Raw genomic sequence first — 20550 nt, 5'->3', positions numbered from 1 at the left:
CATGTCGCCATCAAAAATCATTTCGATCGCAAACCCTATTTTTTACTTTATCGCATGAACTATAAGAAAATCACAGGCGCTCAATCATCTTGAGCATGGATTTCAAGCTAATTCACCGGGCATCCATTGGACAGCGGATTTCCTGCCACTCGATCTTTCACCCAAGCCAAATAAAACGGCTTAGATGATCCAGGAGTGGTGAAGTGAGATTGCTCACCAGGCAACTGCATTCTGCCAACATTGCCGCCTAACTTACAAATTTGCTCTTGATAAAGCTTATGCATCATTGGTGGAACAGCAGTATCTTTTGATCCAAAGTAGATCTGAACAGGCGCAACAGGTTTTACCACTGGAACACCGCCCTTTTGCATTGCTTGCGTCCAAGCGACCGTATTAGCGGGGGCTTGCTTTAACAAGGTTGCAAAACTTGAGCCATAGTTAAAGTTGAATGTATCACTAGCTGCATGCATACATTTATTGCTATAGATCTCATTAGCAACTTTTACACCCTCATCGGTAAAGACCTCAGATAACTTTAGATTAGGAAAGGCAGCTTGGGTTCCCCAGTAATACATTGTTGCGTGCGTGAAATTAAAGACGTTATCCAAAAACATCTTTTGTAAACCCTGGAAGTATTTATCCGCAGCAGCCTGATCAAGCTTGCCTGTTGGCGCAAGAATAGAAATATCTTGGGGCGCCAAGGCAACAAAGCCAATAATATCGAGATTATCAGCTGCCGTGCCTGTTTGTTTAATGTATTCAGGCATACCTGCTAAAGCAATTGCCGCTCCACCACCTTGAGACCAACCATAAACCAAGGTTTTCTTATTGGCGCCGGTTTCTTTCATGGAGACTGCAGCACGGGCAGCATTGAGCGTATCCATGCCATTGGTTGCTGCAACACCATATTGATGTCTACCTCCACCACCTAAACCTTGATAATCAGTTGCAACCAATACATACCCTTCTTTAATGAACTCTTCTACAGCGGGAATGCCGTAATCCGTCCAAGAGTTACCGCCCACTAAAAAATACTCATTTAAAGGAGCGGCAGGATTAATGACTTGAGATGGTCCACAGTTTTGAGCTGAGCCTGTTGTCCCATGCGCCCAAGTCATCACAGGCCGACCACCTGTAGGAGCGGGTCCTATTGGCGCTACCACCAAACCGGTAGAAATCGTCTTGCGTCCTGATATATCTGAAGAGATATAAGCGATCCTCCAAGCCTGCGCACCTTTTACAGATGTTGCAATTGGCTCTTGCTTAATGACCTGACCCAATTTACCCTCAGGCGTCATCTTCATCACCGCAGCATAAAAAGGCTGCACTGGTGGATCAGCGTACACAACAGAAGAAAGAACGCTCAAAATAGCGCTAAATATCCAAACTGAAGCTGAGGCAAATGTTTTCATAATTAATAGGGTTAAGTTAAGGTTCAAGGTCAATAATAATCATTAGCTTAACAACACTCACTAATAATCTATAAAAGAAGTGCCCAAAAGACAAAACTCCCATCATTTCTGATGAGGGACTGTTTATCTGGTGGACTCACCAGGACTGGAATCCCGGACCAAAGAATGGCGAGAGCGGACATCCAAACAAAACTGTCATACTTTTAAGAGATTTCGCCCTCTACTTATCGGGATGTAACGTTTTTTATAGTAGCCAACAGATTTTTTAAAAACTGTCCCGTAACAAATAAATTATTGGATATCCTGTTTTATTGAAAAAATATAAATCCTTTTTAGACTAATATTTGATGGCCCCACCAGCAAAGGATCAAGGCATGTTTCTTATCAACTTTCTCTATACCTACAACCTCAATATTCCAACATGGCTATTTTGCATCCTAGCTGTAGCACTATCGGTATTGTTGGGATCCTTAGGTCTCGTGATATTCAGAAAAATTTTTCCTACCTCTCTCAATAAAGCCAACAACGATTGCATTAGCCTCTCTCTCAGTACTGTTGGACTATTTAGCTCCGTCTTAATTTCCTTGATTGTTATTAATGTGTGGAGTTTTTATAATGATGTTAATCAAAAGGTGAATGTTGAAGCTCGTAATGTTGAAGATTTTTACCATCTGTCCCAAGCGATGCCAGAGCCCATTAAATCCAAACTTGTCGCTAATGTTAGTCAATACATTGATACAGTAGTAAATGAAGAGTGGCCAGCAATGACGGCAGATCAGGTTGTAAGCAATAAAGGAAGATTAATACTCCTTGATACGAAAAACTTATTGCTCTCATACAAAACCACCGATTTAATGCTCGCCAATACAAAGCAAGCGCTTTATTCAAAAGTTAGCGACTTGTTCGATGCTCGCAGAGATCGACTGATTGCCACTAAGGACCGAGTTCCAGATGTCATTTGGCTAGTGATGTTTCTCTCTGCATTTTTAACTATTACAGTGAGCTACTTATATACAGCTGAGAGCTTTTCAATGCATCTCATATCAACTGGATTTATTACGGCAACCCTATCTGCAAGCCTCTTTTTAATTGTCATTTTTGGACACCCTTTTCAAGGCAACATGCGCATTGAACCTACAGGCTTTATTGAATTTAGAGATCAAAACCTTAAATCCCCGATTGACAAGATCGTAAAGTAAATTTGCTTGTTCCTTACGGCAATGCAAATAAAAATACCAACCCTAAGGTTGGTATTTTTATTTCTGGTGGGCCCACCAGGACTTGAACCTGGGACCAAAGGATTATGAGAGCAGACATCCAAAGAATACCTTTAGGATTTCAAGAGGTTACAGCGCCTGTTTATCGGTGTGTAGCGTTTTGTGTAGTGAAATAACTGAACATATGAGGAATAGTCTCTCACTCTTTGGTTTTGAAAACCAAAGGATTTTTACAGCAACCATTTAGCACTTCATTGCTCCAAAGTGGGTTTAGGGAAGTAATAGGCGTTACTTTAAGTAACGCCAAAAAACCCCCACCATTACTGATGAGGGTTTGTTTTTCAGGTGGACTCGCCAGAACTAGCTTCTAGTCCCGCTTGGAAATGGAAATCCAGGCGCCGTTTTATCCACTTTAACCGGTTCTAATAATTCAACATTATCTTGAATTACTGCACAGGACGATTCATCAACTATGTTGACCTTGAATGGGGCCAAAATTTGAACTCCATCCGACTCCACTTCCCAAGTGTGGTCACCGTCATATAGCCAAGCCTGCCAACCATCGTAATACGCGTCTTCGATCTCAGCCTGCTCTTCCTCATCAATATCATCACTAAACTCAAATGCAGTGGCTATTGCATCATCAAACTCACACCCCCACCCTGTCTCAAGCGCACAATACACATATCTAGCATCTTTGGTGGGCAGATTACATTCCTCAAACTCCAAAAACCCCTGACCAAATCGATAAGTTGTTGAAACATTAAACCAGCTTAGTGTTCCATCTTCGTTTTTTCTAAACATCTCTGCTTCGAATACGGCGCTCTTTTTTTCTAAAGGTAATACTTGGTATAAGTTAGTCATTGTTAATTCCTTTTTATTATTTAATTGTATGTTTAATAAAGCTTTATAGGTAGTAAAACTCAGACGACTTCATTCCCCGAATCCAAGTTTTAACGCTTCTTATTCCAACCTGATAATGTTCTGCAGCAGCTGTAATAGAGGGAAATCTTCCATCGGGGGTCATTACAGGTTTTGGTAAACAACTCCTTCTTGATATCTCGTCCTCAGTCATCTCATTAGCAAATCGAAACTTATCTGCCCGAGTTTTTGTAATCCAATCTTTCATAGCATTGCCTGTTACTGCGTAATGCTGGGCGGCTGCCGTAATAGATGGAAAATGACCTTCCGGGGTAATTACCACCCTAGACCGTCCATTCTTTTCCCCATAGTTCCAATTAACGCGGCGAGTCCCGTCTGCATAACTCGCTTTAACAATTTCACGCATTTTGTGACAATGGTCCTCCCCCCAAGTTACATCGTAGGTATGAGGCATTAAGCTCATCCTCTGTTTATGTTGACTCCAATGCATAAATTCCTCCCAATCAACTTGTTTTTTATTGGCTAAAGTGACTACAAATTTTTCTGCTTGCATAATTTCCTCCTTAAGAAAGATCATCAAGCAGACCATTGTTGGCCATACATTTCCAATTGTCAGGATCAGCCTTCATCAGCTGCGCAAGCTTAACTGCTGTTCTTAAGCTAACTTTATTCAGGCCTTCTAAGTTCTCATAGATGTAATCCAATACTTCATGCTGACTACTTTCACTAAGGTTAAAGTCTTTTAGCAAATTCTTTTTAATCACCATAAAGCAGACTTGCTTGAATAAACTGTCTTTTGTATTGTCAGCAATACAAATTGAAAAGCTGCGGTCCTTTAATGCGTCTAAGTGAGCTGACAGCTTATTTCTGCCACCACCAAAGCCAATATTTGAGATAAGAATCACGCTGCCGCGGAACTCAAAGCTTGTTGGCACCTTTAGAGCCGTTAAAAGTCCGGAAGAACTTTCCCAGTTAATTTTTCTAGCCGGCTTGGTATCCATAGCTGCCTTGAGAATGTTGACACCTTCAATCTTGCTAAGAACTGAATCAATATCATCAAGCACTAGAACGCTACCCTCTTCGCGATGCTGATAAAGACTTACATACAAACTCAAAGTTGTCATATGCCCAGCTACAACCTTATGTTTAGCCTTGGCATACTGCTTCAAATAGGATTCAACTGAATAGGTTTTTCCTACACCTGGAGGACCATTTAATATCAAACTTCTAATACTTCCAGCACTAATTTTTTGAATATAGGACTCTGCACTTGCGTAGCGACCTTCTAAATCTGCAAAGTTGTCGATGCCGTATTTTCTTACATCTGTAGCAATAGATTTATTTTGAATTGTTTCTGTGTACATTTTGTTATTCCTCTGAATGATTAAATGGAAGTTGTTGAATAGTTCAATGGATTGGATTTCTTGTTTCTTCTTAAGCGATTTAATAAGTTGAGAGTATGTTTACGCATCGACTTCTGATGGAAACGCTCTACATCTACTTTGGCTTTTGCAAAATTCGAAGTTAGGCTCTCCGTTAATTCCTGCATAACTTCTTTCTGTAAGTCTTTAGATAATGGCAATTGCGCAAGCACAAAGTAACGGCCATTTTTTTCGGAACATACAAAAAAATTCAGCGGCTCAGGAGTTGGCAAGTCATTAGATGACTTTGAAACCGTAAAGCTTGTGTAGGGACTTTCTTTGCGAGCCTCTAAGTAGTTGTCACGTAATTGAGACTTTTCTGCAGAAAGATCACCCAAAGACTCTTCACTATTTGCAATCGCAGGCAATCCAACTGTAGGTAACTTAGCAGCCTCTGCACGAATACGCTCTACGCCACCTTTGCGCTCAAGATACTTGGCTAGATACTTTGGGCGTACACCTTCAGACCGAGCTGTTTCAATTGCCCTTGCATACACGTGAGTAGTTTTACGATCTGCACGAGTGATGTAGCGCACCAAGATCCCGGTATCAGTACTGTTATCTTGGGTACGAATACCGTAGTCTTCAAATAGGCTTTTACGCACCATTTGCAATAACTCGCTCTTATCACTAGCGGCATCAAACCGTTCGACTAATTCGTATATCTTGGTTAGTAGTTCATATAGGGCTAAACGGCCAGCCACAATATATCGGTCGTTAAATTGCTCATGCTCACGTGCTAGGTCATTAGCTTGGCCAATCAAACTCTTGCTAATAACCAAGCCAGTTGCACCCTCATTTACAGCCATTACTGTTGCTTTTGTCATTTGCTTCTCCTTGCTAAACATAGCGAATTTGCTATGAATTGAGTTTAGGATGTATTAACTGTTTTGTTGATTGATTTATAAATCTATGAATTAAGTGCTAATATATTTTTATGAAAAAAGAGATAAATTCATCAATTCCAGGGCGCACGATGTCCGACTGGTCCACCAAAGGCATTCAGGGCTATGTGATGCTAATGTTGGAATTTTTGCGAATTAGCCCAAGCTATGCGTTGGCTAAAAAGATACGGGGAAGCAAGCTTAGTGAAAGCAAGATTAAGCAGCTAATCATCGAGCTATATTCAAAAGAAAGACGAGAGCCTCTTTCAAAGACAGAAATAAGCCAAGCCCTTGTCGACTTTAATCAGGTATTAGAGACTTACGACCTCTTTGGGGATGTTTCCAAAATACCATTTAAAGAATGGTGGCTAAAGCGCGGCGTAGATATCTACGGCTCACCACACAACAAGCCAAAAGTTTGCCAAATCGCCCGCATTGAAAAAGATGAGGCATTTGAGCCTCACTTCAATAAAAATTTAGAGCAGTATCTTGGAAAGATTAGATTTACCGAAGGTAACCCAACCAGCTTAGTTTTGGGTGTGCCGCTAGGTATGCCTAAAAGCCATCTCTTGAGACAGATATCAAAGCTTATAGACTTGGCTGAGATTCCACTACCCCCAAAATCCCAAAGAGCCAGCAGACCGCTTGCAGCCAAAAGACTTAGGTCAGAACCATTATTCATTCAATTAAGAACAATTATGTATAGGGCTCGACTGCCAGAGGCCCAGCTGTGGAAGATAGGTATTCACGCCAAAGTAAGCCCAAAACATAGCAAAGTATTAAATCTGGAGCTTAAGAAAAAGACTGCAGCCTCATCCCAGCCTAAAGAGCATATGGCCATGCTCACCAGTCGAGCACTTTTAAAAGCCAAATACGTTGCAGAAAATGCCGCTAGAGGAATCTACCCTAGCTCGAAGAAGGTATTAATACCCCACTATGATTTCAACGAGTTATATGAACGAATGCGCCTATATAGGCCAGAGCTAAGAGCCCGAAAACCTAAATGAGCTCTACCGCCCTACGCTTCATATCATCATTCACATCTATATAAGCCTGTGTTGTGCTGATGTTTTTATGCCCAGCTAAGCTCATCAATACCCTCACGCCAATTCCTTTACTAGCTAAATTGGTAATAAAGCTTCTTCGTCCGCTATGGCTTGTAGCGCCTTCGATTTGACACTGCCTATAAATAGCATTCATATGCTGAGTGAGAGTATTCGCTGTAAACCCTCTTCTTGGGAATTTCTGAGTCGGAAAGAATGTCCACTGGATATCCCTGGTTTTTAAGGTGTCAGCGTAGCACTTTAGTTCAGCGCGTAATTTCTCATTAATGAATACTGTGCGAGCAACTGCCCCCTTGGTCTGCTCTGCGCTCAAACGAATCTCGCTTTTAACGTCGTTATTGGCGTCTAAAACGTCGCACATACGCAGCGCAGCAACTTCACCCACTCTGAGCCCAGCCCAGTGAGTTAATAAGAACATAGCGCGATTACGCAGTGCGTGCTTTGAACCCTTAACAAAATCGAGTACTAACTCCAATTCCTCAGATTTAAATGTCTTTGCTTGTGGCATATAGATAGCTCCTAAAACACATATTTACTTATCTATAAGCATATTTTCTGATGTGTCAGTTGGACAAGCGGGAGTGTCAAAATGCCACAGATTGCTAGACTTGTTGAGATTCAAGGGGTTACAAGCTGAACTAATGATTTCAGCAATTTTGTGTAGTTTTTTATCTTATGGAATTTCCATAGAAATCTCTGGTACAAATGGCGAAAAGCTGGCTTTTAATCAACCTTCTGTGAGCTTTTCCACCTTTCATTAATCGAATAAATTTCTCTCCCTAAATCTTCGGGGTCATCTACATAGTTTGAAATATCTTCGCACTCATGAAGCTCTTGATTTTCAATGTCATAGAAAACCCATAGCTGTAAAGGCCTTCCTTCGTAATTAATAGTAAAGATGATATTTTTAACATCTAAATTACCTTCTCCATCTTCATTATCTGGATCGGTAATTTGTACAGAAATTTCATCATAATTATTGCCAGCAATCACAAAATCATTTACCCACTGCTCTGCAATTTCTTCATCCCAAATCATTTCGTAATCGATTTCACTCATTTAAATTTCCTTTTAAAAGAATTAACACTAAAGGCGAACTACTTTCGCCTGTGATATCGCTCGCGCTCATCACACTTATTTCGTTCTATATTACATAAGAATCATGATTGGGCAACAGATTCTTTTGTCATACGACGGCTATAGCACTATAAAAGTACTATGGCCGCCGCTACGTGTAGATTGGTACTAAGTATTCCCCAGCAACACGACTCTAAAAGAATTTATTGGGGACAGATGTATTAAAACCCCAAACCCTAAATACAGGGAATTCTGCGGCCTACTTGTAGTGCATAACCTTTAGAGCAGTTATGCCAAGTGCGGGCTCATTAGCCGACGTATTACAACCCGCGTTTTTGCCATTTAAGGTGGGCTAACCTTACTACCTCTACTTTTGCCTATGTAATTGCCTGCGTATCTTTTTGGATAAATTCAATACTTGATACATGTGCCTTTGTGTTGATTTGCGATTAAACGCCTCTAGTAACGTAATGTGCTCTTTTAGCAATAGATGCATATGCTGCGCCAATAAATGCCTTGCTGCTGCCTGTGCGCGAATGAAATTAGCATCTAAATTTGGGTTAAAAAATGTACTTGGGTTATACCCATTTGCCTTTAGCCAAGAATCTCTTAGCTTCATATCTTTAATTGTTTGATAACTTTGCATAAAGATATTTAGCAATACCAATGAAACGCTAAAGATTTTTTATTTCTTTATGGATTTCAATGGCTTACAAGGCCTATTTTCCGGCCTTTTTCGGTAGGAATTTCTCATCCCTGAAGTTACTGTAGTAGTTAAGCAAACAGTAAAAGGAGAAAGAAATGTCAGTACTAGCAGAATTACAGCTCACTACCAGCAAGAGAGCTATTAAGGTTAGTCCTATCGTTGCAAGACGCAGAAAGTTAGCTTCAAAATTACACGAACAACTAGAGCTATGCGAAGCTAAGAAAAACGGTCAAATATACGCACCTAAAAAATTACGCACCTATGTAAACAAGCAAACTGGTGAGCGTATGACTGTGGAAGCGATTAAGCGCATTAAGGAATGGCATTGGACCGCTTCAGATGGATTAATTCATTTATCAGTCAAATATGGCTCCAAAGTTTTACCTCTGGCAGCGGATGGAAGCAATGCCATCGTTTGCGCAAATACCGATGCACTCATAGAGACCTTAAAGACACTCAAATTAGCCGTACTAGATGGTGAGCTAGATACAGCTATTACTGAAGTAAGCAATTTCACCAAATCTAGCTTTGCCAAATGACCTTTTTAATACTAATCACTTTATTGGGAGAATTAAATGAATACTTATGAAGCCTATGTTCGCATTGAATGCAATGGGATGGTTGTTAAAACCTGTGTAAATGCCGAGAGCACACAACAAGCTTACTTTTTACTGCAAGGTCAATATGGGCAAAACAACATAGTGCACCTGCCTTCGGAAGTAAGGTAGCGTAAATGGATTGGGATAAATATATGAATAGGAGGCTATCGTGCTCATATCTGAAATTATTAATCCCAATCTGAGAGCAAAACCCAGAACCAAAGCTACTCATAAAAATAAGGCCCCCATCAAGGGCCCTTATGCACCCCCTCCTAAGCCCCTGCCAAAACCAAAGCCCTTAAAGCTAACGCCGCTTCAAATAAAACAGAAGCGTCAAAGTAATTTACAGGCCTATGCAAAGGCAGTTCAAAGCACTCTGAAAAATACACCCCCCTATTCCAGCACTAGACCACCGCCAGCTCAGCACCTTAGTGCCCCGGGCAACTTGAATCAGAATCGAGATGACCACGAGAAAGAGGCTTTCCTAAAGCAGCTTCGCGGAGAGATCCCTTGAGAACCGCTCTAATGACTCAAAATCGAGGTCTGATTATCGGAATTTATTCCTTCTCTCATCTGATAGACAGGCTATGCGAGCCGTAATACCAATACTTTCTAAGCGTTACTTAAAGTAACGCTTGTACCTTAATAGGCTATATTTACTAAATGACTAAAACCATTATTTTTGATACCGAAGCTACAGGCATTAAAGAACCCGTATTAATTGAAGCTGCTTGGGTAGAGCTGGAGTCTATTGAACCTTTTGTTGTTACTAATCCTTTTGTACAGCGCTATAACCCTGGTAAACCCATTACTCTTGGCGCACTAGCCACCCATCACATCATGGATGAAGAACTGGTTGATTGCCCACCAGCATCTAGCTTTACCCTACCCGGACACGTGGACTACATCATTGGACATAACGTGGACTTTGACTGGGAAGTCATTGGTAAACCTGAAGTTAAACGCATATGTACATTAGCTTTAGCTCGCGAGCTATGGCCTGATTTAGATAGCCATAATCAAAGCGCCCTGATGTACTACTTAGAGCGCGATACAGCACGTGAACAATTGCGTAATGCGCATTCAGCAATTGCCGATGTAGGTATATGCGCTGTTATCTTGGATCGTATTTGCCAAGAATTAGGCATAAAGACTATTGAAGATTTATATGCTGAATCTGAAAAAGCCAGAACTCCAACTACGATGCCATTTGGAAAACATAAAGGCTTGCTATTAGCTGATGTGCCTAGTGACTATAAACAGTGGTTACTGACCCAAGGGGATATAGATCCCTACTTACGGAAGGCTTTGGCAAATTAGACTTCTGCTCTAATCGCATGCTTCTCCTTTAATACCAGCACCACCAAACTAATCATTACCAACCTAAGCCAACCTTATTGTGAGATTTAGGTCGAGTTTAGGTTCTCTGGTTATGAGAGCAGACAACCAAATAAAACCACTAGGATGTCAAGAGGTTACAGCGCCTGTTTATCGGTGTGTAGCGTTTTGTGTGACTAATTAAGCAAGATCGAAAGAATTGCTCTCACACTCTTTGGTTTTTGAAACCAAAGAATATTTGTAGCAACCATTTCATACTTCATTGCTCCAAAGTGGTTTTTGGGTATTGATAGGCGTTACTTAAAGTAACGCTCAAAAAAACCGCCCGAAGGCGGCTAAAGCTAGGGAACTACGAATTTATTTAATCAATATTTCTTGGAACCAAATTAATCAACACTTGCTCCTGATTTTTGAACAATTTTTTTCCAGCTCATTAAATCGGCATTTAGAAGCGCCGCTAATTTATCTGGGCCGCCATTAAGCCTTTGGATGCCAAGAGTATTGTATTTTTCAATAACTTCCTGGCTTGATGTTGCAATCTGAATTTGGCTCGATAATTTATCTATAACGTTTTTAGGAACGCCATTTGCAGCAAAGAAAGCAATCCATAAATCACCTGAGAATTTTGGTATCGCCTCAGAAATTGCAGGGACATTTGGAAGAAATGGTGAACGTTTTGCCGAACTCACACCCAATGCTCTTAATTTTCCTGTTTGTATATATTGAATGCAGGAGGGCAGGCTTGCAAAGGCAATTGGAATCTGACCTCCCAGCAAATCATTTAACGCTGGCGCCACACCTTTATAAGGAACATGTTCCAGATTTCCACCCACTGACTCATTAATCATCTCACCCAATAGGTGGTTTAAAGAACCATTGCCAGCAGAAGCGTAATGGTATGGCGGATCATTTTTCTTTGCCATCGCAATAAATTCTGCTAGGTTTTTTGCTGGAAATGATGGATTCACGACTAAAACATTAGGCACAACCCCGACCAAAGCTATCGGCTGAAAATCTTTAACAGGGTCAAATCCTGGGGATTTATAAAGCCATGGGTTAATTGCTTGCGTACTGCTAATGGTCAGCAGAATCGTGTAACCATCCTTAGGAGCAGCGGCTACATACTGCGTGCCTATATTCCCGCCTGCACCTGGCTTGTTTTCGACAATAAATGGCTGCCCCATTTGTTCCGATAATTTTTGAGAAAGAATCCTTGCAACTGAATCATTTGTACCTCCAGGCGCTTGAGGAACCACAATGGTGACAGGCCTAGTTGGATATGGTTGAGCCGATATATTTAGAACAATAAATAAAGATAACAATAAAAAGAATGTTATTTTTTGTAGCATAGTGAATTATTTAATCCCTAGAGTTTCAAGCGCACGTAGATACACCGGCTTATCAATCATCTTCCCAGCAACTTTTATAGCACCAAGTCCATTAGCCTGAGCCTCTTTGAATCTTTCAACTATTTCCTCGGCTTCTTTAATTTCGCTTTCAGTTGCCGTATAGCAGTCATTCACAGCTTCTAAGAACTTAGGATGGACTATTACCGCACCTCGAAATCCCAATTCACGAGCTTGCTTTAGAACAACCCTAAATTCATCAACTTCCCCAAGATTTGCAATAGATGCAATAAATCCAATTGGCTGAATCCCTGCAGCACGACAAGCCTGGAGAACCATCATACTAGGAACAAATAAAGCTTCTGGAGTTGGTAGTCCACCTACATCTAATGAATAGTCCTCACTCCCTAACATCATTGCAAAGACCCTTGAATCAGCAGCTGCAATTTCATAAAGATTCGGCATAGCAACTGCACTTTCAATCTGAATTAAAAACTTCACCGTTCCTGATTGAAGATTTGAAACCCTTTCAAGGTCGCCAATTAACTGGGAAAGTAATTGCACATCACGCGCATATTCGACCTTAGGCAATACCACAATATCTAGTCCATCTTGTACAGCAGCTCTAAGATCGGTCACCGCCGTATTAAGGTCGCCGTTTATCCTGACCGCAACATGCTTTTTTGCGGCCTTAATTTCTTTAATTGATTCTTTTAATTTCCCCCGAGCGAATTCTTTTCTCTGAGGATGAGTGCCATCCTCTAAATCCAAAATGACTACATCACATGGTTTAGCTATCGCACTTCTCAATAATTTTTCATTGTCAGCAGGGACAAATAAAAATGATCTTAATAATCCCTTGTCCACTAAATTTCTTCCTTATTTTTTTCAATCCACTTTGCGTTGTCCTGCCCTATTGTTGGAGCAGCTCGTCTTATCTTGGGTCTAACCCCATTAATTTTGTAAGGTGGCGCATGAATTAGTATTGAAGGCCCTTCAGGAGTGTCCGCACTTACCAACAAACCCCTATTTTTCATATAGGGATGATCTATCAAATCCGCAACATCGCAAACCTGACCTGCAGTAATGTCTCGCTCTTTGAAAAACTCCAATGCTTCAACCAACGAGAGTTTGTTTATGTGAGTCTGAATTAAGTCATCAAGTGCATCAATATTTTTTAGGCGTGCTTCATGGGAAGAAAAGCGGGAGTCACGTAGACCATCCGGATATCCAATGCCTTCGAATAACCTAACTAATGTACCTTCCATTCCCGCCGAGAGTGCGATCCAACGCCCATCTTTAGTTTTGTAGACATTTCTTGGCGCATGAGTTGGAGATCTGCTTCCAGACCTTGGAGTTACACTACCAGTTAGTTGGTATTCAGCAGCTTGTGGTCCAAGAATCGAGAATAGTGGCTCAAATAATGAAAGGTCCACTTCTTGTACTGTTGGATTTTCTTTTGACCTTTGTTGATTAAGCAATGCCAAAGCAATAGCGGAACCATAAATTCCCGCCACACTATCAGCCATAGCAAATGGAGGCAATACAGGTGGTCGATCATCAAATCCATTCATAGAAGCAAAACCGCTCATTGCCTCAATAAGAGAACCAAACCCACCCCTATCAGAAAATAATCCCGTTTGGCCCCAGCCGGAAATTCTCATAACTATTAATCTAGGATTAATAGATTCTAGAGTTTGAACATCTAACCCCATCTTCTCTAAAGTACCTGGTCGAAAATTTTCAACCATGATGTCAGCATCCTTTAATAACTCTTTTAGCTTTTGAATGCCTTTTGGTTCGCGTAAATTTAGACAGACACTATCCTTATTTCTAGAGTATGCCGACCAATATGTACTTACTCCTTTGCGCTTCCATGAGCGCAATTCATCACCCCTTCCAGGAGTTTCTATTTTTACTACTTGCGCACCCATATCTGCCAATACATGAGTCAAAATATTTCCAGATACAAGTCTTGAAAGATCAATAACTAAGACATTTGATAGTGGCTGTTGATGATCAGTAGATTTTCTTTTATTAGTAGACATCTTTATTCAATCATGGCTAGAAAATTGGTTTTTATTAAAAGCCATGTTATTCAGCACTAATGCTTGCACTCTTAATCACCTTACCCCAGTATTCATATTCTTTTTTGGTAAAGGCAGCCAGCTGAGCTGGAGTCATTTGCTCTACAAAAGTTCCAGAATCTTCAGCTTTATTTTTTATATCTGGTCTAGCAAGAATCTTGTTTACTTCTGAATTTAATTTTTTCACAATCTCTGGCGAAGTACCTATTGGAGCATATAAGGCAAACCAGGAGTCAATGTTGAAGTCTTTAACTCCTTGCTCACTAGCTGTTGCCACGTTTGGCAATGAGGTTAACCTTTTTTGACTTGTAACAGCCAATGCCTTAAGTTTTCCGCCTTTAATCTGACCAATAACAGACGCTGGCGTAGTAATAAATAAGTCAACCTGTCCAGCCATTAGATCCTGAACCGCTGGACCCGCACCCTTGTATGGGATATGAGCCATCTTAATTCCAGTCACCTGCTTTAAAAGCTCTGCGGAAATATGTTGTATGGATCCGCTACCTGAGGATGCGTAATTCAACTTACCTGGATTTGCCTTAGCATATGCAACCAATTCTTTTAAATCATTAACGGGTAAATTAGGGCTAGCAACAACAACCTGGGGGGCCCGAGTCAAGAACGCTACTGGAGCAAAGTCTTTAATAGGATCCCAAGGTAAATTTTTAAACAAATGGGGATTGCCAACTTGGTAACCACTATATGCCACTAGCAATGTATATCCATCAGGCTTGGCAACAGCAACTGCTTGACCACCAATATTCCCCGAGGCACCGCCTTTGTTATCCACGATAACTGGCTGACCCAATGCTTTTGTTAATGGCTCAGACATGAGACGCGCAGTAAAGTCAGTGGTGCCCCCTGCAGAACTGGGAACAATTAAAGTAATTGGCCTACTTGGGTAGCTCTCTTGTGCATATCCATAAATAGACGCCCCTATAAATGAGATCACTGTGAGGCCTTTGATCCATATGGTTTTTTCATTTTGGTCTCCACTTGTATGCTTAAATGAGTTCTGAAATTTCAATGAGATTCAGGTCGGGGTCCCGAACGTAGACTGAATTAATCTTTTGAGTAGCCCCAGTACGCACTACGGGCCCTTCAATAATCGGCCAACCTTCTGCCGTGAGTTTTTCAATGACTTTTGCAAGGGGCCGATCAGCAATAAAACATAAATCTAATGATCCTGGGGTTGGGATGTCTGCTTTTGGCTCGAACTCTTTGCCTTTAATATGCAAATTAATTTTTTGGTTGCCAAACTTAAACGCTTTTCTTTCAACTGGTGGGGTACCACCAATAAAGGATTCAAGCTTCATGCCAAGAACACGAGTGTAGAAATCGACACACTCAACCTCTTTAGCCGTTGTCAGTACTAGGTGATCTAAATGATCAATCATGTTTACTCCTTTAAATTGAATTAATTAAGCTTGGTGGTTTTTTGCCAGATAGTGCGGCTACGACATTCTCGATTGCCAAATCCACCATAGCTCTGCGTGTCTTCTCGGTTGCGCTAGCGATATGGGGAGCGAGAACTACATTACTGCATTTGAGTAACTCCGGATGTACGCTTGGTTCGCCCTCAAAGACATCTAAGCCGGCAGCAAAGATGGTTTTCTGTTGGAGGGCTTTTGCCAAAGCCGCATCATCCACAATCCCGCCCCGAGCAATGTTTATCAAGGTTGCCGTCGGCTTCATCAGAGCAATCTCTTTTGCGCCGATCGTATGATGATTCTCGGGGGTATAGGGTAAAACCAAAACTACGTGATCTGCGGTGCGTAGCAACTCTTCTTTAGAAACATACTTGGCACCACAGGCTTTTTCATCGACATCTGATAGACGGCTACGGTTGTGATAAATCACCTGCATGCCAAATCCTAGTGCACGCTTAGCAATTCCCTGGCCGATGCGGCCCATACCAATAATGCCCACGGTACTGTGGTGCAAATCCATACCAAGCGGGTTATTCACAATCGACCATTTATCCCAATGGCCCGCTCTGACCCAATGCTCTGATTCGGTCATTCTTCTGGCAGTTGCCATCAGTAGGGCAAAACCAAAATCGGCGGTGGTATCGGTCAATACATCTGGGGTATTGGTCGCCATCACGCCAGCAGCGGTAATCGCTGGGATATCAAAGTTGTTATAGCCTACGGAGATATTGGCAACGACTTTTAAATCTGTTGCATTAGCCAAAGCAGCTGCATCAATGCGTTCACTTCCAGCAACTAAAGCCCCTACAACTCCAGCAAGTTCTTTTTGTAACTGCTCAGGGGTAAAAATGACATCGGCCTGATTAGACCGAACCTCAAAGGTTTCTTCCAATTTAGCCAAAGCCTCGGGGAATATCGCTCTAGCGACAAGGATTTTGGGTTTTTGTGTATTCGTATTCATGTATTTAAATAATCAGAATTGCTCTAAAGTCGTTTACATTTGTTCGGGTAGGGCCAGTAACTAAGAGATCTCCGGTAACACTGAAATAGGAGTAAGCATCATTGGCATTTAAATGCGAAGCTAGATCCACACCTGCATCAATTCCTTTACGAATAGTTTCAGGGCTATAGGTGGCGCCAGCATTATCCTCAGAACCATCTATACCATCTGTATCCGCAGCAATTGCGTAGATTCCGTTGGCACCATTAGCGACGTTCGCGAAACTTAATAGGAATTCCGTATTCCTGCCGCCTCGGCCATTACCTTTTACCGTTACTGTTGTCTCCCCACCGCTAAGCAATACAACGGGTTTTTTTAATACTGTGTTCTTTTTGCTAATCCACTTTGCCATTGCGCCAAATACTGCGCCGACTTCCTGTGCCTCTCCTTCAATACAATCAGAGAAAATTTCTGAGCCAATATTCTTACTTAGGGCGAATGCTTTTGCGGCCTCTAGGGACTTTTCCGCGGTCGTTAAGACTACTGGGGATGGAGTAGTCAAAAATATCGAGGCATTTTTTTTGGAGTCTCTAATATTCTTTCTTCAAGACTTCTGCGGATATAGTCTGATATCTCAATTTGGTATTTGCTGATGACCTTTAGCGCATCTGCACAAGTACTTTCATCTGGGGTTGTAGGGCCGCTGGCAATAATAGCCGGGTCATCTCCCGGAATATCTGATATTGCATAGGTCAAGATTTGTGCTGGAGCGCATAATTGCGCCAATCGACCACCCTTGATTTTAGATAAATGTTTTCGTACACAATTAATTTCAAAGATTGAGGCGCCACATTGAAGCAAGGCCTTATTGATTGCTTTTTTCTCTTCCAATGTAACGCCATCGATAGGCATAGTGAGCAATGAGGATCCGCCACCAGAAGCCAAGAAAATTACTAAATCATTAGCACTTAAATTACCAACCATTTCAAGAATACGTTTTGCAGCAATCTCACCCGCCCCATCAGGCACTGGATGCGATGCTTCAATAACCTCGATCTTTTCGCAAGCCAAGCTATGGCCATAGCGGGTAACTACAAGACCACAAATTTTTTCATAATCAGCAGCAGACCAAAACTCTTTAGCGGCCAACTCAAATGATTTAGCCATTGACGCCGCAGCCTTTCCAGCACCAATCACAATGATCTTGCCCGCTTTAGGGCTGGGGAACTGTAGGCCAAGACTTTTGAAGTCAGGCATTGCTGCCTTAACAGCAACCTTATAAAGGTCTCTTAGAAAATCAACTGGCTTTTCTTGAATTTGTTGGTCCATATCGTTTAACCCGTATTCCTTAGGCCAGCAGCAATGCCATTAATGGCGATATGGACTCCTCTTTGTACGCGGTCATCTTGTTTTCCAGAGCGATAGCGTCGCACTAACTCAACCTGCAAGTGATGCAAGGGATCAATATAAGGGAAGCGATTACGTATAGAACGTGCCAAAGCAGGATTATTTGCGAGCCTAACCTTCTCACCTGTAATAGCGTTTAAAGCGCTGACTGTCTTATTCCATTCCGCCTCTATGGCGCCAAAAATTCTCTTACGCAGTTTTACATCAGCGACTAATTCGCTATAGCGTGATGCCAGAGCCAGATCACTCTTTGCTAACACCATATCTATATTAGATAAAAGCGTTCTAAAAAATGGCCACTGCTGATACATTTTTTGTAGCGTTAATAGTGCGGCTTTTTTTTCGGAGGCGCTAGGTCTATTTAGAAATTGCTCAATCGCAGATCCAAATCCGTACCAGCCTGGCAAAGTTAATCGAGACTGCCCCCAACTAAAGCCCCAGGGAATAGCTCTTAAATCTTCAATCTTTTGATTTGCCTTACGACTCGCTGGCCGAGATCCAATATTGAGCTTTGCGATCTCTTTTATTGGGGTTGCATCAAAAAAGTACTCCGCAAATCCTGGGGTTTCATATACCAAACCACGATAAGCATCCATGCTTGACTGGGAAATCTTTGCTGCTGCTGCCAAAAACTCTTTTGTTGCTGGCTTAGTTGGCTTAAGCAGCGTTGCTTCCAGTGTCGCCGCTACTAAGGTTTCTAAATTTCTTCTGCCAATATCCGGATTAGCATATTTAGATCCAATCACCTCTCCCTGCTCGGTCAAGCGTATCTGACCCCGAACAGTACCAGGGGGCTGCGCAAGAATAGCTTCATAACTTGGGCCTCCACCTCGTCCAACAGTGCCTCCCCTACCGTGGAACAAGCGCATTTTTATTCCATGCTCAGTCCCAAGCGGGTCAAATATTTGTACCAAGGCAAGCTCAGCACAATACAGTTCCCAGTTGCTGGTAACGATGCCGCCATCCTTATTGGAGTCCGAATAGCCCAACATAATGTCTTGCTCGGCACCAGACCCTTTAATTAAAGGAAGCACACCTGGAAGAGCATAGTAATCACGCATTATCGGGGCGGCGTTACGCAAATCCTCAATAGTTTCAAATAAAGGGACAACAATTAAATCAGCCACAGGCTTTTTGCCAAGTACGCCAGTCATAAGTCCAACTTCTTTTTGCAATAAAAGTACTTCCAATAAATCGCTAACTGTCTCTGTGTGGCTAATAATGTAGTGACGAATTGCATCAGCACCAAATTGAGAACGAATCTTTTTGGCCATTTCAAATATGGCAATCTCAGATAAAGCAAAATCAGAATACTTTTGACCTACAACACGCAATGGACGTGGATCCTTAAGCAAAGAAAGTAAAAGCTTTTGCTTGGCCTCTTCAGATAGCGCTGAATAATTACTCTCAATACTTGCCGCCTGCAATAATTCAACTAATACTGCCTCATGCATATCAGAGCTTTGACGCAAATCGACTGTCGCCAAATGAAATCCAAAGACCCCTACCGCCCTAATAAGTCCACGCAAACGCTTATTTGCTAATGCTTCTGCATTTTGAGAAATAAGAGAGGCTTCAATCGTTTTCAAGTCAGTCAAAAACTCTTGTGCACTAGCATAGGGATTTTGAGGTGCCACCGCATGACGGGCAGCATCAGTGCCAGTCAATGCTTTTAAAGTGGCTGCCAACCTGGAATACATGCCCGTAAGCGCTCTGCGATAAGGCTCATCTTGGCGATGCTCATTGGTGTCTGGTGAGGCAGCAGCAAGCTCCTGCATCTTTTTAGGAAACTTCAAGAGTAAAGCAGAGACCGATAACTCTCTTCCCAAGTGATGCACTTCAGTTAAATAGTGCCGCAACACCATTTCAGCCTGCCGAGAAACTGCGTACTCTAAAGTCTTAGCGCTGACATTAGGGTTGCCGTCTCGATCCCCGCCAATCCATTGGCCCATTTTGAAAAAGTTTGCAACTGAATATCCGGTTAGAGAATCTTCAAGTTGCGCATATATTTTCGGAATTTCTCTTAAAAATGTCGTCTCATAGTAACTAAGTGCATTTTCAATTTCATCCGCAACAGTTAACTTAGTAAAGCGCAATAGCCTGGTATGCCAAAGTTGAAGCACTCTAACTCGAATTAAATCTTCATTTAATTTAAGCTCTTTTAGTAAGAGCTCATCCTTCGATGGATTGCTTGCTTTAGATGATTCTTTGATTTGATCTCGAGCAGTCAGTAGGTTTGCAATCTCACGCTCTGCCTCCAAAATACTTGTCCTCTGCACCTCTGTTGGATGCGCAGTAAGCACGGGAGAAATTAGGCTATTAGCCAAAGTTTCTGAGATTTTTTTATTACTAACACCTGCCCTTGTTAACTTATTCATTGCAGCAGGGATACTTCCATCCCTAAAACTTCCCTCGCGTTCATGTGCAATTCTTCTGCGAATGTGATGTCTATCTTCAGCCAAATTTGCTAAATGACTAAAGTAAGTAAAGGCTCGAAGCACCTTCATAGCACTTTCACCACTAAGCCCTTTGAGAAGCTTAGTTAATTCTTGATTCGCTTTTTGATTGGCATCTCGGTGAAATGACACCGAGAGCTTTCTAATTTGTTCAACAAGTCCATATACCGCTTTACCCTCTTGCTCGCGGACAATATCTCCCAATATCTTTCCTAGCAGGCGAATATCTTCCAAGAGAGGCTCTTCCCTCACATCAATTGGAGGTTGTTTTTTCATGATTAAGT

The 20550-nt window shown here is 41.8% G+C and carries 22 protein-coding genes; 5 read left to right on the top strand and 17 right to left on the bottom strand.

The window, feature by feature from the left end:
* Positions 1 to 107: 107 nt before the first annotated feature.
* Positions 108 to 1412, bottom strand: coding sequence for a lipase family protein (locus tag AOB49_RS10125; protein WP_062310723.1), 1305 nt, complete (start codon positions 1410 to 1412; stop codon positions 108 to 110).
* A 374-nt stretch (positions 1413 to 1786) separates the two neighbouring features.
* On the opposite strand from AOB49_RS10125, the gene AOB49_RS10120 reads away from it, so the two are divergent.
* Entirely contained in the window at positions 1787 to 2611 is an 825-nt protein-coding gene (locus AOB49_RS10120; protein ID WP_172793429.1) for a bestrophin-like domain, read from the top strand.
* A 378-nt stretch (positions 2612 to 2989) separates the two neighbouring features.
* Here AOB49_RS10120 and AOB49_RS10115 read toward each other — a convergent pair whose 3' ends face one another.
* Genes AOB49_RS10115 through AOB49_RS10100 form a run of 4 tightly spaced genes read right to left on the bottom strand, consistent with a single transcriptional unit; the run spans position 2990 to position 5759 of the window.
* Entirely contained in the window at positions 2990 to 3493 is a 504-nt protein-coding gene (locus AOB49_RS10115; protein ID WP_062310720.1) for a hypothetical protein, read from the bottom strand.
* A gap of 43 nt (positions 3494 to 3536) precedes the next feature.
* Positions 3537 to 4064, bottom strand: coding sequence for a hypothetical protein (locus tag AOB49_RS10110; protein ID WP_156471413.1), 528 nt, complete (start codon positions 4062 to 4064; stop codon positions 3537 to 3539).
* Positions 4065 to 4074: 10 nt separating this feature from the next.
* Complete coding sequence (locus tag AOB49_RS10105; RefSeq protein ID WP_062310717.1) at positions 4075 to 4875, bottom strand: ATP-binding protein; 801 nt, start codon at positions 4873 to 4875, stop codon at positions 4075 to 4077.
* A gap of 20 nt (positions 4876 to 4895) precedes the next feature.
* Positions 4896 to 5759 carry a hypothetical protein gene (locus tag AOB49_RS10100; protein WP_062310715.1) on the bottom strand — a complete coding sequence of 288 codons (864 nt, stop codon included), beginning with the start codon at positions 5757 to 5759 and terminating at the stop codon, positions 4896 to 4898.
* 110 nt (positions 5760 to 5869) lie between these two features.
* Between AOB49_RS10100 and AOB49_RS10095 the strand changes: the two genes are divergently transcribed.
* Complete coding sequence (locus AOB49_RS10095) at positions 5870 to 6823, top strand: hypothetical protein (RefSeq protein WP_062310713.1); 954 nt, start codon at positions 5870 to 5872, stop codon at positions 6821 to 6823.
* On the opposite strand, the gene AOB49_RS10090 is transcribed toward AOB49_RS10095, so the two are convergent.
* The 3 genes from AOB49_RS10090 to AOB49_RS10080 form a co-directional block, all read right to left on the bottom strand.
* The gene (locus tag AOB49_RS10090; protein WP_062310712.1) at positions 6816 to 7388 is read right to left on the bottom strand and encodes a tyrosine-type recombinase/integrase; all 573 of its coding nucleotides are present in this window, start codon (positions 7386 to 7388) and stop codon (positions 6816 to 6818) included. The two genes, AOB49_RS10095 and AOB49_RS10090, sit on opposite strands and share 8 nt — an antisense overlap.
* A gap of 215 nt (positions 7389 to 7603) precedes the next feature.
* Entirely contained in the window at positions 7604 to 7939 is a 336-nt protein-coding gene (locus AOB49_RS10085) for a hypothetical protein (protein ID WP_062310710.1), read from the bottom strand.
* Between the two features lie 385 nt (positions 7940 to 8324).
* Positions 8325 to 8603: a hypothetical protein gene (locus AOB49_RS10080; RefSeq protein WP_062310709.1), complete on the bottom strand. Its 279-nt coding sequence runs from the start codon at positions 8601 to 8603 to the stop codon at positions 8325 to 8327.
* A 155-nt stretch (positions 8604 to 8758) separates the two neighbouring features.
* Here AOB49_RS10080 and AOB49_RS10075 point away from each other — a divergent pair, with 155 nt between their 5' ends.
* The 3 genes from AOB49_RS10075 (at position 8759) to AOB49_RS10065 (ending at position 10582) form a co-directional block, all read left to right on the top strand.
* Positions 8759 to 9202, top strand: coding sequence for a DUF6641 family protein (locus tag AOB49_RS10075; protein ID WP_062310707.1), 444 nt, complete (start codon positions 8759 to 8761; stop codon positions 9200 to 9202).
* Positions 9203 to 9431: 229 nt separating this feature from the next.
* Positions 9432 to 9776: a hypothetical protein gene (locus AOB49_RS10070; RefSeq protein ID WP_062310705.1), complete on the top strand. Its 345-nt coding sequence runs from the start codon at positions 9432 to 9434 to the stop codon at positions 9774 to 9776.
* A gap of 149 nt (positions 9777 to 9925) precedes the next feature.
* Complete coding sequence (locus tag AOB49_RS10065) at positions 9926 to 10582, top strand: putative quorum-sensing-regulated virulence factor (protein WP_062310703.1); 657 nt, start codon at positions 9926 to 9928, stop codon at positions 10580 to 10582.
* A gap of 404 nt (positions 10583 to 10986) precedes the next feature.
* On the opposite strand, the gene AOB49_RS10060 is transcribed toward AOB49_RS10065, so the two are convergent.
* From AOB49_RS10060 to ppc, 9 genes are read right to left on the bottom strand one after another with little or no spacing between them, the layout of a single operon-like run.
* Entirely contained in the window at positions 10987 to 11949 is a 963-nt protein-coding gene (locus tag AOB49_RS10060) for a Bug family tripartite tricarboxylate transporter substrate binding protein (RefSeq protein WP_062310701.1), read from the bottom strand.
* Between the two features lie 6 nt (positions 11950 to 11955).
* Positions 11956 to 12813, bottom strand: coding sequence for an HpcH/HpaI aldolase/citrate lyase family protein (locus tag AOB49_RS10055; RefSeq protein WP_062310699.1), 858 nt, complete (start codon positions 12811 to 12813; stop codon positions 11956 to 11958).
* Positions 12813 to 13994, bottom strand: a complete 1182-nt coding sequence (locus AOB49_RS10050; RefSeq protein WP_062310698.1) for a CaiB/BaiF CoA transferase family protein — start codon at positions 13992 to 13994, stop codon at positions 12813 to 12815. Before AOB49_RS10050 ends, AOB49_RS10055 begins: the two co-directional genes overlap by 1 nt.
* A gap of 46 nt (positions 13995 to 14040) precedes the next feature.
* A complete protein-coding gene (locus AOB49_RS10045; RefSeq protein ID WP_245640668.1) occupies positions 14041 to 14985 on the bottom strand; it encodes a Bug family tripartite tricarboxylate transporter substrate binding protein in 945 nt (314 codons plus the stop codon).
* A 52-nt stretch (positions 14986 to 15037) separates the two neighbouring features.
* Positions 15038 to 15430 (bottom strand): VOC family protein, encoded by a 393-nt coding sequence (locus AOB49_RS10040; RefSeq protein ID WP_062310696.1) that lies wholly within the window; start codon positions 15428 to 15430, stop codon positions 15038 to 15040.
* 10 nt (positions 15431 to 15440) lie between these two features.
* Positions 15441 to 16424, bottom strand: coding sequence for a 2-hydroxyacid dehydrogenase (locus AOB49_RS10035; RefSeq protein ID WP_062310695.1), 984 nt, complete (start codon positions 16422 to 16424; stop codon positions 15441 to 15443).
* A 4-nt stretch (positions 16425 to 16428) separates the two neighbouring features.
* A complete protein-coding gene (locus AOB49_RS12335; protein ID WP_245640667.1) occupies positions 16429 to 16965 on the bottom strand; it encodes an MOFRL family protein in 537 nt (178 codons plus the stop codon).
* Positions 16962 to 17732 carry a glycerate kinase type-2 family protein gene (locus AOB49_RS12330; protein WP_245640666.1) on the bottom strand — a complete coding sequence of 257 codons (771 nt, stop codon included), beginning with the start codon at positions 17730 to 17732 and terminating at the stop codon, positions 16962 to 16964. Before AOB49_RS12330 ends, AOB49_RS12335 begins: the two co-directional genes overlap by 4 nt.
* A gap of 5 nt (positions 17733 to 17737) precedes the next feature.
* Positions 17738 to 20542 (bottom strand): phosphoenolpyruvate carboxylase, encoded by a 2805-nt coding sequence (ppc, locus tag AOB49_RS10025; RefSeq protein ID WP_062310693.1) that lies wholly within the window; start codon positions 20540 to 20542, stop codon positions 17738 to 17740.
* Positions 20543 to 20550: the final 8 nt, after the last annotated feature.

Source organism: Polynucleobacter sinensis, from assembly GCF_001595985.1.
In the GTDB taxonomy this organism is placed as follows: Bacteria; Pseudomonadota; Gammaproteobacteria; order Burkholderiales; family Burkholderiaceae; genus Polynucleobacter; species Polynucleobacter sinensis.
Note: the sequence above shows the minus strand (reverse complement) of the source record. Positions and strands in the feature narration are given on the sequence as shown.